Consider the following 13526-nt stretch of genomic DNA (forward strand, 5'->3'; position numbering starts at 1 on the left):
AGCCAGTCTTTCTGCGACAATCATCTGATGTGCCGATGCTTCGGCATCGGCACATCAGTCGCAAGGTGTGAGTGCCGACGGAACGATCGAGAGGCTTTGTCGAGGATGCAGGAACTCAGTCACGGCGATTCCGGACCCGCCGTCGCCGAGGTCCGCGGCACGCTGTCGGCACTCGGCTTTCTTCACGAGGCGGTCGTTCCCCCAGGTCCGATGGCCGACGGCCACTGGACGGCTCCTGGTTCCGTGTTCGACGGTGCCCTCGGAGGTGCCGTGCGCGCCTTCCAACAACACCGCGGCCTCCTGGTCGACGGTGTGGTCGGCCCGGCCACGTATCGCGCGTTGAAAGAAGCGTCGTACCGCCTCGGCGCCCGAACCCTCATCTACCAGCTATCCGCTCCGCTGTACGGCGACGATGTCGCCTCGTTGCAAACGAGACTCCAGGATCTCGGCTTCTACAGCGAACGCGTCGACGGCTTCTTCGGTCCCCGCACACACGAGGGTCTGTCTTCGTTCCAGCGCGAGATCGGACTTTCCCCGGACGGCATCTGTGGGCCGGCGACTCTGCGCTCTCTCGACCTTCTCGGAACTCGCGTCACCGGTGGATCCCCTCACGCTATGAGCGAGGAGGAACTCGTTCGTAAGTCCGGACCGCAGTTGACCGGCAAGCGCATCGTCATCGATCCCGATCTCGGCGGAGCAGACACCGGACGCATCGTCGACGGGGCCTTCGGCCGCGTCTCCGAATCCGAGATTCTGTGGGATCTGGCCAGTCGACTCGAGGGCCGCATGGCCGCGACCGGCATGGAGACCTTCCTCTCCCGTGCTCGCGGGACCAATCCTTCGGTCGCCGACCGCGCCGAGACCGCCAATGCCTGGGGCGCCGATCTGATGATCTCGTTGCGCTGCGCATCGAGCACCAGCCCCGTGGCCAACGGCATCGCAAGTTTCCACTTCGGTAACTCGCACGGATCCACCTCGATGATCGGCCAGGTACTGACCAGCTACGTGCAGCGTGAAATCGTCGCCCGCACACCGCTTCTCGACTGCCGCAGCCATGGCCGCACGTGGGATCTGTTGCGCCTGACCAACATGCCGACCATCCAGATCGACCTCGGCTACCTCACCAACGAATCCGACGTCGAAGTGCTCAGCGACCCGCGGTTCCGCGACATCATCGCCGAAGCGATCCTGATCGCCGTCAAACGTCTGTACCTACTCGGTCAGGACGATCAGCCGACCGGAACGTTCACCTTCGCCGAGTTGCTCGCCGAAGAACTCGCTGCCTCCGATCGCCCCTGACCTACCGCGCGTGCGAACGCGTCGATCGGTGAGTGGTCAGCTCGCCCCGACCGTCGACTTCTGCTCGATGTCGACGACGGAGATGCTGGCCGCGATCAGGAGCTGCTCGAGTGCAGATTCGACGTCCTGCTTCCACCCGTGATCGCGATCGAGCTCGAGCCGTAGTCTCGGGAATCTGTGGTGGGGAGCAATGACTTCGAACCCGACCTTCTCGAGGAAATCCGCTTCGATCATGCACGTCGACGCCGAACACGTCAGTTGTGCCGTGGCGTTGGGAACCACCGGCGCAGCATCGTCGGCGTTGCGCCGAATGCCGAACACCTCCAGAGCACGAACTCCACGATTGACGAGATCGCCCACGACAGCCTGGATCAGCGTGGCCGAATGCATGTCGGCGTCGTTCGGCGAATCGATCCGGAGTTGGGTCAGTAGAACTGCATCGTGGCTGACGGGCGAAGTCGGGAACGTGGCCGCGCGTGGAACTGCCCGGGGTGGGCAGTAGAGCGCGCAGCCGATCGTCCTGCCGTCGACGGACAGCAACTGCCCACACGATCCCCATTCGAGCATGATGGTCGACAGCCATACTTCGTTCTCGAATTCGAGGTCGACCGAGGAACTCTCCGACGCAGGATCGAGTACCCAGAAGCTGCACCGCCGCGAATGCGTCGGCAAGTGCTCGAACGAACCGAGCGTCACTCCGGTCACCATCGCCGACACCGCTTACCTCAGCCTTCGTGCACTCGTTCACCACGAGAATTGTCGATCGGAGCCGATCCGCTCCTCGACCAGGATAGGCGATTCGATCACCTGACCCGACGGGTGGAGTAGATCATTCAAATGTGTTGTATCACAATACTATTCGGGTAGATTTTGAATTTTCGGAACCATCGACCACAGAGCTACGTCACAGTGACGTTTCGCCCGTGTATGTCTGGTCCTGAAAAATCACCGCTACTTTTTCTTCTGTGCTTCCATCATCTCGACGATCCTCTGGAGGTCATCAACCGAACCGAATTCGACCACGATCTTGCCTTTCCGCTTACCGAGACTGACCGTTACCCGTGTATCGAACGAATCGGAGAGGCGATCGGCGACGTCCTGCAGGCCCGGCATCTGAATCGGCTTGCGCCGGGGCGCCGGTTCCGGGCTCTTTCCGTCCTCCCGATTGGCGAGGGTGACGGCCTCTTCGGTCGCGCGGACGGAGAGCCCTTCGGCGACGATTCGCGCCGCCAACGACTCCTGCGCATCCGATCCAGCGTCCAGCGACAACAACGCGCGGGCGTGGCCGGCCGACAGAACTCCGGCCGCCACTCGTCGTTGCACGGGAATCGGCAGCTTCAACAGGCGAATCATGTTGGTGACGACGGGGCGTGACCGACCGATTTTCGCGGCCAGTTCTTCGTGCGTGACGTCGAATTCCTCGAGCAGCTGTTGGTACGCGGCCGCTTCTTCGAGCGGATTGAGCTGCACCCGATGGATGTTTTCGAGCAAAGCATCGCGCAGCATCGCATCGTCCGCGGTCTCCCGAACGATCGCCGGGATCGACTCGAGGCCGGCTTCCTGGCTTGCACGCCACCGACGCTCGCCCATGACGAGCTGATACTTTGCGTCACCGGCGGCAGCAGAACCCGATACGAGACGAACCACGATGGGCTGCATGAGGCCGAATTCACGGATCGAGTGGACCAGCTCGGCCAACGATTCGTCGTCGAAGACGTGTCTCGGTTGCTTCGGATTCGCTTCGATTCGATCCGGTGCGATCTCGCGATAGACGGCGCCGACGGGGGAGAGGTCGTCTCCACTCAGCACCGGAGGCGTCGGAGTGGGCGCCGTCGCAGTCTCGGTGAGTTCGTCTGCCGGTGCGGTTCGTTTCGGCTTGGTGGACGTATCCGGACGGTCCTTGGCGTTGCGATCCGCGCCGATGATCACGTCTGCCGCAGCGTTGCCGAGGCGTGGTCCGGCATCAGGTCCGGTGGGGATGAGTGAGGCCAGGCCGCGACCCAGACCACCCTTACGTGTTGAACTCATCTGGTTACTTCTTTCGTGCTTCGTCGATGCCGGCCGATCGGGCAGCGAGCTCTCGTCCGGCGTCCAGGTAGCTCATCGCACCTCGTGAACCGGGGTCGTAATCCAGCACCGTCATGCCGTACCCGGGAGCCTCGGATACCTTCACGCTGCGAGGAATGACGGCGCGCAGGACGGCGTCCCCGAAGTGCTTGCGTACCTCTTCCGCAACCTGGTCCGCCAACTTGGTGCGCCCGTCGTACATCGTCAGGATCACGGTGGAGACGTGGAGTTCGGGATTCAGATGCGACTGCACCAACTCGATATTGCGGAGAAGCTGACCCACACCTTCGAGCGCGTAGTACTCGCACTGAATGGGGATGAGTACCTCGGTCGCCGCGACGAGCGCGTTGACTGTCAGCAGACCGAGCGACGGTGGGCAGTCGATCAGGATGAAGTCCGCGTCGATGCCGGCGAGCTCTTCCACCGACAGCGCCGTCTTGAGGCGCCCTTCGCGGGCGACCATCGACACCAACTCGATCTCGGCTCCGGCGAGGTCGATGGTTGCCGGGATGCAGAACAGCCTGTCGCTGTGCGGACTCTTCTGCACTGCGTCCTTGGCTCTCACCTCACCGATGAGGACCTCGTAGCTCGACGGCACACCCGAGTGATGCTCGACGCCCAACGCGGTGCTGGCGTTGCCCTGGGGGTCGAGATCGACCACCAGAACCGTCAGACCTTGGAGTGCAAGCGCGGCAGCCAGGTTCACCGCGGTCGTCGTCTTCCCGACGCCACCCTTCTGATTAGCGATCGTCAGCATGCGTCGCTTCGCCGGCTTCGGCAGCGATACGGATCCGGGATGCAGAACCTGGCTGGCTCGATGTGCCGCAGCGCCGATGGGGGTGTCGTTCGGTGAGATCGCGCTGGTGTACTCGAACCCGGAGTTGGCCGTCACCCCCGACTTGTTCTCCGAGTTGCTCGACACGTTCTTCTTGGACGCTGTTTCACGTGAAACAGCGGGATCGGACCCACCCGACATATGTGCTCCTTAGTGCGGAACTGACTGTGTTCAATACGATCGATCGGATCGAGCGCGGGACGTGTGAGCCCACGATCGAAATCAGTGACGACTCAGTCTCCGCGGCTCACGCACCGCTCTGACGACAATGGTGGGAGTGGGCAGCAGACCCACTCCACACTCCACTACCTCCAGCTTGCCAGCACCCATCCGAGTGAGGGAAGTCCGGTCGCGTTCGATCTCTTCTCCGGCGCTCGAACCCTTCAAAGCCAGCATCCGGCCGTGCTCGTGAACCAGAGGGAGTGACCACTTGGCCAGCTTCTCCAATGGTGCCACCGCTCTCGACGTGACCACATCGGCACCGCCGGCTTCCTTCTTGACGCCGGGCTGTTCCGCGCGGCCACGCACGACCAAGATGTTCAGATCGTGTTCCTCGATGAATTCGGCGAGATACACGGTCCGGCGCAGAAGGGGCTCGACGAGGGTTACGCGCAGATCGGGTCGCGCGATCGCCAGCGGGATCCCGGGCAAGCCCGCGCCACTGCCGATGTCCACAACGGTCTCGCCTTCATCGATGAGCTCACCGATCGCCGCACAGTTGAGGATGTGTCGCTCCCAAAGCCGCGGCACTTCACGCGGTCCGATGAGGCCTCGCTCTACACCGGCCGTCGCCAACGAGTCGTGATACCTCCGTGCCAACTCGAGCCGATCACCGAAGATCTGCTCCGCCACGGCCATCACATGGTTGCTATCCGAGCCTTCTTGTTCCACGTGAAACATCTTCCCGTGCCCGGGCGCGGAACGCCAAACGACATCGCTGTAACTCAGTCGAATGCGACATCCCACGCCACAATTGCCCGTAGCGCGAGCACTACGCGATCGACATTCGGGCGCAGGCGTAGCAATTCACGATCAGCGGGCCATCCCATGTTCGGTCCAGTTGGACCAACCGGATCGAGCTGCCTCGGCTCTTGATGCGGTGGGTCTGTAGACCGACCCCCGGACTCATGTGCCGAATCCAGCTCCGCCAGAATCCGGTCCCGTCGGCGACGGGAGGTCACCGGTGCCCCATGCCATGTTTCACGTGAAACTGCGTTTCCGACGGTTCGCTGCCGACCCGTTGTCGCGCCACGACCTGATGAACCACGCGGTACCCAACCGCCTGACAGCTCGGAAGGAGACAGGCCAGTCAGCGTCGATCAGTTCCTCCGCCTCCGGCGGCAGACGGCAAAATTCGACGAACAGAACTGGCCGCAATACAGTCCGGCACCCGGGCCCGATACAGCGGGGATGGTGCAACTCGCCGTCGAGCGCATCGATGTCTGTGGCTGGATACCTCTGGGCCATTGATCGTCGACGACAATGTTTCACGTGAAACTCAGGGTCGGTCCAGCCCCTGCGCTACCCGCGCAGAGTAGATCGACATCCGGCATACAGTGCAGACAGACCTGTTGACCGCGAACGCAGTTCCAGGCACCGTCGAGCACCATGACGGTCACAGTCGGGGGGAGACTCAGACACGAGTTCGTTCTCGATTGCGTCACGATCGACTCGAACACTCACTCGCCTGATCCCAACTCCAACCGCATCCACAGTTCATACGGCTCGGCCCGGCGGGCACGACGGTCGTACACAGTCACGCGATGAGCGATCGGTACTTGTAAACCAGTCCCGGAGGCACATCGTCAGGTCGGCTTCTCTCCCCGAATCGAGACTGCGCGGATGTCCGACCGGCAACCAATGCGAGCAATTCGCCGCACACACGTGCTTGCCCCGTCGGGAAGCACACACCGCAGACTTCATGCGGGTGGCGTCATTCCTCCGCAGTCCGAACGTCACGGGTGTATCCATGCGATGCCGTCGATATCTCGTCGATCGGCACCCGACCACCGCAACGGTCGAAGCCGGTAGAGGGTCACTGCATCAGCGAGCGGCCCTGGCGTCGTAAGCGCTTGATAGTGCTTATAGCCGAATCCGACAACGCTGATCTGTACCAAGACCGGATCTCGCAGTGAACGCCGGATGGGATCTGACTGGCGTTGCCCCTCGGCCGGATCAACGGAACCGGTTCGCGATCGGTGCGTTCAACAATCTTTCGCAGGATCATCTCGAACTCGGTGTGCGCGGGCTAGGTCGAATTCGATTCCACACCAATCCGGCATCGCGCTGTTTCACGTGAAACCGCCGGGATTCTAGACCGTCACGTGCGCCTGCCGAGATTTAGAAACTCACCGGAACATCGAGCGTGTTCCACCCGAAAGTTTCCGATGGGTGTGGCGACAACGCTCGAAATGTCACAAAGCTGTCAGCGCGTCATCCGAGAACTCTCTCGCCTCGAGCGCCTCCTGTTTCACGTGAAACAGACCCGAACAATCCGCACACCAAGTCGATGAGTCGCCTCCGTCCTCGCCGTCACAGTGACGAAAGCGGAGTGCATGGCTGGATCTAGCGAATCCGGCGAGAGAACCGATCCCTCCGGCACTGCCGTCGGATAGTGATCAATCAAATTACATCGATGACATTCGATCAGAGGTCTACTACATCCGGATACGACGATGGCCCCCACCGAAGTGGGGGCCATCGTCTGTGAAGCTCTGTTACGCCTTGACGACCACTACTCGCCGAGCCGGCTCGACGCCGGTGCTTTCGCTCGCAACGCCGTCGATCTTGGCGACCGCGTCGTGCACGATCTTTCGCTCGAACGGTGTCATGGGGGTCAACTCTTCGCGCTCACCGGATTCGAGAACCCGACGAGCTGCTTCGCCACCGAGGTTGCCGAGTTCGGTCCGCCGATTCGCTCGCCAACCGGCGACGTCGAGCATCAGCTTGCTGCGCTCACCCGTCGACTGCTGAACGGCCAGCCGAGTCAGCTCCTGCAGTGCATCGAGAACTTCACCCTTGCGGCCGACGAGCTTGGCGAGATCATCGCCGCCGTCGATGCTGACGATGGCACGGTCACCCTCCACGTCGAGATCGATGTCGCCGTCGAAGTCCAGGACGTCCAGCAGTTGCTCGAGGTAGTCGCCGGCGATCTCGCCTTCCTCGACCAAGTAGTCCTCATCGTCCTCGTCGTCATCGTCCGACACATCCTCGGACTTGTCCTCGACGAGGCCCGAGTCCTCGACCACAGGAGTCTCGTCTGCCTCCACGTCGGCTGCACTCACCTGATCGGCCTCGACCACCACGTCACTTGCTCCATCCCCGGATACTGCATCGGCTGTCTGTACTTCGTCGTTCTGAGCTTCTTCTACGCCCGCTGCCATGTTCGTCCTTCTCTCGACGTGTCGGTCAGCGCCGCTTGCGCTTGGTCGACTTGTTCCGGTTCGCCTGCGGTCTCGGTTTGGCCGGCGTTGCGGCACCGGTCGTCGAACCGGAAATGGCCTCACCGGTCTCCACCGCGGATGGATCGTTCGTCGGCGTCATCTTCGAGAGCTTGGGGCGAGCACCGGGCTTCGGCTTGCTGATCGACACGGGCTTCACACCGGGCTTCGGCGCATTCTCGGAACGCTTCTCCACCGCAGCTGCGGTCTTCGCGGCTTCTTCCTTGTCGATCTTTCCGAACACCAGATGCTGCTGCGCGTAAGTCCACGTGTTGTTGCTGACCCAGTACAGCAGGATGGCGATCGGAAGCAGAGCGCCGAACACCAGAACGCCCAGCGGGAAGACATAGAGAGCGAGTTTGTTCATGATCGCGGACTGCGGGTTCGCCGCTGCCGCCTCGCTCTGACGTGCAACCGATGCACGCGAGTTCAAGTGCGTCATGATCGCCGCGATGATCATCAGCGGGACGGAGACAGCCACGATGACCCACGTCGACGGGATGGATGCACCAGGACCCACCGCGAATGCGTTGAGCTGATCCTGCGGCATCGTGATCCACGCCGAGATCGGAGCACCGAACAGTCGGGCGTCCAGGAAGGACTGCACATCGGCCACGTTGAACGCATAGTTCGACAGCTCCCGGTTCTCCTCGGGAGTCAACCCGAGCTGACCGAAGCCGGTACCGGTGCGGTTGAACGAGCGCAGCACGTGGAACAGGCCGATGAACACCGGTGCCTGCGCCAGAACTGGTAGGCAGCCCATCAGCGGATTGAAGCCGTGCTCCTTCTGGAGCTTCTGCATCTCGACGGCCATCTTCTGCTTGTCTTTGCCGTACTTCTTCTGCAGAGCCTTGATCTGCGGCTGTAGCTCCTGCATCTGCCGCGTCGTGCGGACCTGCTTGACGAAGGGCTTGTACAGAATCAGGCGGAGGGTGAAGACCAGGAAGACGACGGACAGTGCCCAGGCGAACCCATTGCTGGGATCCTGGAACACAAAGCCGAACACCTTGTGCCACACCCAGAGAATCCAGGCAACCGGGTAGTAAATGAAGTCGAGCACGGCTCTATGTACTCCTCTGTTCTTCCACTCGCGCGAGATCGTGGTGTTCTTCGGTTTCGGTCGGTTCGGTGACGGTCGGCCGCCACCTACCGGGTTCGGGTACCGGGTCCCAGCCTCCAGAGTGCCAGGGAGCACATTTGAGGAGGCGGACGACTGCCAGCAACGAGCCCTTCGTCATCCCATGCACCTGGAGCGCCTCGATGGCGTATTCACTGCAGGTGGGGGAGAAGCGACAGGTGGGAGGTCTCATCGGGGACACGTATGTCCGGTACAACCCGATGAAGTAGACGAGTGTTCGAGCAGGAATGGGACGAAGGTTGCCCATGAATGTCATGACGGCGGACCCTTCGGAGCTTCGAGAAGACCGAGCTTCTTCAATCCTGAACGCAGTTGAACCAGTAGATCTGCCGAGGACGCGCTCGCAGCTCCGGGCAGAGCGCGGATCACCACGTCGGTGGTCTCGGGGAGCTCACCGATGACGTCGGTACAGATATGCCGAAGCCGGCGCGCAACTCGATGACGAGTTACGGCCGGCCCGACTGCCTTGCTGACGATCAATCCGAATCGTGGCCCGCGAACGGTCGATGCGATGTCCTGTTCGTCACGCACGACGGCGTGAACCACAAGATTCGATCTACCCATTCGGCGTCCTCGACGCACCGCTACGGAGAAATCACGTGCTCGGTGTAGTCGATTCGGCTCAGGAAGCATCCCGAGCTCCAAGCTTCGGACGAACAGATATCAGGCTGTGAGTTCTTTACGGCCCTTGCCGCGACGTGCGGAAACGATTGCACGACCCGCACGGGTACGCATACGAAGACGGAAGCCATGAACGCGCGCGCGGCGGCGATTGTTCGGCTGGAACGTCCGCTTGCCCTTGGCCACGGTCAACACTCCTCGAGATTGAAACGCCGATCTGTCGGCGCCTGCTGGAAAGGTTCTCAGCGAGTCCGGATGGACTTGCTTGCCTCCCGAGCGAGAAATCCGAGTGAAGACAGACTGTAAGCAGCCAGCAAGCATCGGCCACCTCGCTATTGGGTGACTGTTCGAGAGTACTGATCGAGTCACCGCCGGTCAAACTCGCTCTCGAGCGGAGAGCGCCGTCATTCATACACAGGCAGTGCCGGTTTCCGGCCGCTGATGATGTGATGTGCGTCGACATCGCCGTCGAACGACCGCGCGCTGCGACACAAGTCGTCCGATCGCACTACAGACAGTCGGCATCGGTGCAGGTCAGACTGGCGCAACTGTCATAGCACGAGCCGGAACGCGTTCTGGGCTCACATCGGTGTCGTTTATCCACACCTGTGGATAATTGTGTGGAAACACAGTTCAGGTGGCATATTCGTACCTTGCGGGGTCCACCCACGGACCCTGGTCTCGGCCGCAGCGACGCACGAACGACGACGCTATCCGACGATGTTGCCGCGCGGGTACGAAACGGCGCGCGAATTCACGCGTCGAACACCGCCCGAGACCAATTGCTCGACGACGGAGGGCCCAACGTGAACGACGATCCGGATGCGCTCGCGCGCATCTGGCCCGAGGTGGTCGCGGAGCTCACATCCGACCGACACAGTGGGTCGCCGCTGACCAAAGGCCAGAAGGCCTGGCTCGCTCTGGTCAAACCACTGACCTTGACCCAGGGGTTCGCACTGCTCGCAGTTCCGTCGACCTTCGCGCAGGAAGCGATCGAACGAGATCTTCGCGAACCCATCCTCGGTGCCCTCGGGCGTCACCTGGGACAGGGCGTCGAGGGACTCGGAGTGCGTATCTCCGCTCCCGAGGACGAGAAGATCGACTCCGAGCGATCGCCGTACCCCGATGCCGCCAGTTCTCCTACCTACCGGCGCCGCATCCTGACCAGCAGAGACGACGAGCCGTCGGACTCCGAGACGGCCGATTACGAAGAGGTCGACGACGAACGCGAGGCTCTCGCCAGCGTCCAGAACTCGTGGCCGACGTATTTCACGAAACCTCCCGACTCGACACCGCCGTCCTCGGGTGCCAACAGCCTCAACTCGAAGTACACCTTCGACACGTTCGTCATCGGCGCCTCCAATCGGTTCGCACACGCAGCCGCGGTGGCGATCGCCGAAGCACCCGCTCGCGCCTACAACCCGCTGTTCGTGTGGGGGGCGTCGGGTCTGGGCAAAACGCACCTCCTGCACGCGGCCGGCCACTACGCGCAGCGCCTGTTCCCGGGCATGCGCGTCAAATACGTCTCGACCGAGGAATTCACCAACGACTTCATCAACAGTCTTCGTGACGACCGCAAAGTGGCGTTCAAGCGCCGCTACCGGGAGACCGACGTGCTGCTCGTCGACGACATCCAGTTCATCGAGGGCAAGGAAGGCATTCAGGAGGAGTTCTTCCACACCTTCAACACCTTGCACAACGCGAACAAACAGATCGTCGTCTCGTCCGACCGGCCACCGAAGCAGTTGGCCACGCTCGAGGAGCGGCTTCGGACCCGCTTCGAGTGGGGCCTGATCACCGATGTGCAGCCACCCGAGCTCGAGACGCGTATCGCCATCCTGAGCAAGAAGGCTCGGATGGACCGGCTCGATGTGCCGCACGACGTGCTCGAACTCATCGCCAGCCGAATCGAACGCAATATTCGTGAGCTCGAAGGCGCCCTCATTCGAGTGACGGCTTTCGCATCGCTCAACGGACAAGCACTCGACCTCACGCTGGCCGAGGTGGTTCTGCGCGATCTCATCCCCGATTCGTCGAGTCTGGAGATCAATGCGGCCACGATCATGGCCGTCACAGCGGAGTACTTCAACACCTCCATCGAGGACCTGTGCGGGCCGGGCAAGGCCAGAGCACTGGCTATGGCCAGGCAGATCGCGATGTATCTCTGCCGCGAGCTCACCGATCTGTCGTTGCCCAAGATCGGCCAGACGTTCGGTCGGGACCACACCACGGTGATGTACGCGGACAAGAAGATTCGCAAGGAGATGACCGAGCGTCGCAAGGTGTACGACCAGGTTCAGGAGCTGACCGCGCGGATCAAGCAGCGCTCGAAGCGGTAGACAACCGGTCACAGACGAACGCAGAAGACGGCACCGAATCCCATCGCGGGTTCGGTGCCGTCGCTGTTTCTCGTCGTTCGTCGGACCGATTCACGACGCGGATTCGGTGAGTTTTCGAAGCGTCGACCATTGATTCACACCTGTGGATAACCATGTGGACAACATCGAAGTTCTGGGGATGGAATGTGGGCGCCTGTGCACCGATGTGATTCGTCCACAGGCAGCCACTCGTCAACCACGTATTGGTCCCGAGTTCATCCCCACGACACCACGCTCGGCCACCAGCGGATCGAATGGTCCGTGCACAGATTCCACAGGACCTATTAATACTTCTGTTTTCTCCTTGAAAGAACTTCTTTGAAAACAGGTGTTGGGGAACGATTCGTTCACAGGCCCCTCGAGATCGCCCGAATCCCACGTTCGGCGTGAACCTCGCGCTTTCGTCTTCGGTTCGGAGGGCATACGGTGTGCTTGCGCTGGATGTGCCACACTCGTCGTTGCATCGGTTCGAGCCGCAACCATCGTGGTTGCACCGCCGGACCGTGACGACGAACGCCACCGAACGAGAGGAAATGCCGAGCGATGGAGCTTGGAAGTTTGAAGTTTCGCGTTGCTCGTGAAGATTTTTCCGATTCCGTCGCGTGGGTAGCCCGTAGCCTGCCGTCGCGGCCGCCCGTTCCCGTTCTCGGTGGAGTTCTTCTTGCCGCCGACGAGCAGGGTCTGACGGTCTCCGGATTCGACTACGAGGTCTCCGCTCAGGTCAAAGTGTCGGCCGAAGTTGCCACTGCCGGGCGAGTTCTGGTGTCAGGCAAGCTACTTGCCGACATCACGAAGTCGTTGCCGAACAAGCCGGTCGACGTCACGGTCGACGGAACCCGCGTTCTGGTCAACTGCGGAAGCGCCAAGTTCTCGCTGCCCACGATGCCGGTGGAGGACTACCCGCAGCTCCCCGAGTTGCCCAGCAACACCGGTTCGCTGGCCGGTGATGTTTTCTCCGAGGCGATTGCCCAGGTCGCCATTGCGGCGGGCAAGGACGACACGCTTCCCATGCTCACCGGTATCCGCGTCGAGATCGACGGCACCAACGTCGTTCTCGCGGCCACCGACCGTTTCCGGTTGGCGGTTCGCGAGGTGGAGTGGACTCCCGCCGGGGCCGACACCACCACCGCGGTGCTCATTCCGGCCAAGACTTTGTCCGAATCTGCGAAGACGCTCGGCGGCAACGCCGGCTCACCCGTCGAACTCGCTCTGGGATCCGGCTCGTCCATCGGTAGCGACGGCCTGCTCGGTATCGTCAGCGACGGGCGCCGCACCACGACCCGACTGCTCGACGCCGAATTCCCGAAGTTCCGTCAGCTACTGCCGGCCGAACACACTGCGGTGGCGACCCTCGAGATCGCGTCGCTGATCGAGGCCATCAAGCGTGTGGCTCTCGTTGCCGAGCGTGGCGCGCAGGTTCGCCTCGAATTCAACGCCGAGGGCGTGTTGCTGTCCGCAGGTGGCGACGATGCAGGCCGCGCCGAGGAGGCACTGCCGGCCGATTTCCAGGGTGAGGCTCTGACCATCGCCTTCAACCCGGGGTACCTCATCGACGGCCTGTCGTCGCTGCACAGCGAGAAGGTCACCTTCGGATTCACGACGCCGAGCCGGCCCGCAGTGCTGCGGCCGACCTCTGACGAGGAACTGGTGCCCGATGACGCAGGCAAGTTCGCGGCGCCGCAGTCCGAGTACACGTACTTGCTGATGCCGGTCAGGCTGCCGGGCTGATCCGGTCTGGTTACTGTTGA

Annotated in this window: 12 protein-coding genes; 3 read left to right on the forward strand and 9 right to left on the reverse strand. The window is 62.0% G+C overall.

The features are described 5' to 3' along the window. Positions 1–105 precede the first annotated feature (105 nt). Positions 106–1299 (forward strand): N-acetylmuramoyl-L-alanine amidase, encoded by a 1194-nt coding sequence (locus R4P57_RS05635; protein WP_317801877.1) that lies wholly within the window; start codon positions 106–108, stop codon positions 1297–1299. A gap of 36 nt (positions 1300–1335) precedes the next feature. Here R4P57_RS05635 and R4P57_RS05640 read toward each other — a convergent pair whose 3' ends face one another. From R4P57_RS05640 to rpmH, 9 genes are all read right to left on the reverse strand, one after another. After that, positions 1336–2016: a GNAT family N-acetyltransferase gene (locus R4P57_RS05640; protein WP_317801878.1), complete on the reverse strand. Its 681-nt coding sequence runs from the start codon at positions 2014–2016 to the stop codon at positions 1336–1338. A gap of 234 nt (positions 2017–2250) precedes the next feature. Continuing rightward, positions 2251–3327: a ParB/RepB/Spo0J family partition protein gene (locus R4P57_RS05645; protein WP_317801879.1), complete on the reverse strand. Its 1077-nt coding sequence runs from the start codon at positions 3325–3327 to the stop codon at positions 2251–2253. Between the two features lie 4 nt (positions 3328–3331). Beyond that, positions 3332–4342 carry a ParA family protein gene (locus tag R4P57_RS05650; RefSeq protein WP_317801880.1) on the reverse strand — a complete coding sequence of 337 codons (1011 nt, stop codon included), beginning with the start codon at positions 4340–4342 and terminating at the stop codon, positions 3332–3334. An 81-nt stretch (positions 4343–4423) separates the two neighbouring features. Further along, positions 4424–5101: a 16S rRNA (guanine(527)-N(7))-methyltransferase RsmG gene (gene rsmG / locus R4P57_RS05655; protein WP_317801881.1), complete on the reverse strand. Its 678-nt coding sequence runs from the start codon at positions 5099–5101 to the stop codon at positions 4424–4426. Positions 5102–6918: 1817 nt separating this feature from the next. After that, positions 6919–7584: a protein jag gene (locus tag R4P57_RS05660; protein ID WP_317801882.1), complete on the reverse strand. Its 666-nt coding sequence runs from the start codon at positions 7582–7584 to the stop codon at positions 6919–6921. Positions 7585–7609: 25 nt separating this feature from the next. Then, a complete protein-coding gene (gene yidC, locus R4P57_RS05665) occupies positions 7610–8701 on the reverse strand; it encodes a membrane protein insertase YidC (RefSeq protein ID WP_317801883.1) in 1092 nt (363 codons plus the stop codon). A 4-nt stretch (positions 8702–8705) separates the two neighbouring features. Further along, positions 8706–9035: a membrane protein insertion efficiency factor YidD gene (gene yidD / locus R4P57_RS05670; protein WP_317801884.1), complete on the reverse strand. Its 330-nt coding sequence runs from the start codon at positions 9033–9035 to the stop codon at positions 8706–8708. After that, positions 9032–9412: a ribonuclease P protein component gene (gene rnpA, locus R4P57_RS05675; RefSeq protein WP_317801885.1), complete on the reverse strand. Its 381-nt coding sequence runs from the start codon at positions 9410–9412 to the stop codon at positions 9032–9034. Before rnpA ends, yidD begins: the two co-directional genes overlap by 4 nt. Before the next feature lie 30 nt (positions 9413–9442). After that, positions 9443–9586 (reverse strand): 50S ribosomal protein L34, encoded by a 144-nt coding sequence (gene rpmH / locus R4P57_RS05680; RefSeq protein WP_026347786.1) that lies wholly within the window; start codon positions 9584–9586, stop codon positions 9443–9445. Between the two features lie 620 nt (positions 9587–10206). Here rpmH and dnaA point away from each other — a divergent pair. Both dnaA and dnaN read left to right on the forward strand, forming a co-directional pair. Next, entirely contained in the window at positions 10207–11739 is a 1533-nt protein-coding gene (gene dnaA, locus R4P57_RS05685; RefSeq protein ID WP_317801886.1) for a chromosomal replication initiator protein DnaA, read from the forward strand. Between the two features lie 582 nt (positions 11740–12321). After that, on the forward strand, positions 12322–13506 hold the full coding sequence (gene dnaN / locus R4P57_RS05690) for a DNA polymerase III subunit beta (protein WP_317801887.1): 1185 nt from the start codon (positions 12322–12324) through the stop codon (positions 13504–13506). Positions 13507–13526: the final 20 nt, after the last annotated feature.

It is taken from the genome of Rhodococcus sp. IEGM 1330 (assembly GCF_033142445.1).
Classification (GTDB): Bacteria; Actinomycetota; Actinomycetes; order Mycobacteriales; family Mycobacteriaceae; genus Rhodococcoides.

What these genes read in the sequence shown, in the direction of transcription:
- rsmG (WP_317801881.1), bottom strand. Translation starts at nt 5,101, where the DNA reads ATGTTTCACGTGGAACAAGAAGGCTCGGATAGCAACCATGTGATGGCC.
- R4P57_RS05650 (WP_317801880.1), bottom strand. Translation starts at nt 4,342, where the DNA reads ATGTCGGGTGGGTCCGATCCCGCTGTTTCACGTGAAACAGCGTCCAAG.
- R4P57_RS05645 (WP_317801879.1), bottom strand. Translation starts at nt 3,327, where the DNA reads ATGAGTTCAACACGTAAGGGTGGTCTGGGTCGCGGCCTGGCCTCACTC.
- yidD (WP_317801884.1), bottom strand. Translation starts at nt 9,035, where the DNA reads ATGACATTCATGGGCAACCTTCGTCCCATTCCTGCTCGAACACTCGTC.
- R4P57_RS05635 (WP_317801877.1), top strand. Translation starts at nt 106, where the DNA reads ATGCAGGAACTCAGTCACGGCGATTCCGGACCCGCCGTCGCCGAGGTC.
- dnaN (WP_317801887.1), top strand. Translation starts at nt 12,322, where the DNA reads ATGGAGCTTGGAAGTTTGAAGTTTCGCGTTGCTCGTGAAGATTTTTCC.
- rnpA (WP_317801885.1), bottom strand. Translation starts at nt 9,412, where the DNA reads ATGCTTCCTGAGCCGAATCGACTACACCGAGCACGTGATTTCTCCGTA.
- R4P57_RS05660 (WP_317801882.1), bottom strand. Translation starts at nt 7,584, where the DNA reads ATGGCAGCGGGCGTAGAAGAAGCTCAGAACGACGAAGTACAGACAGCC.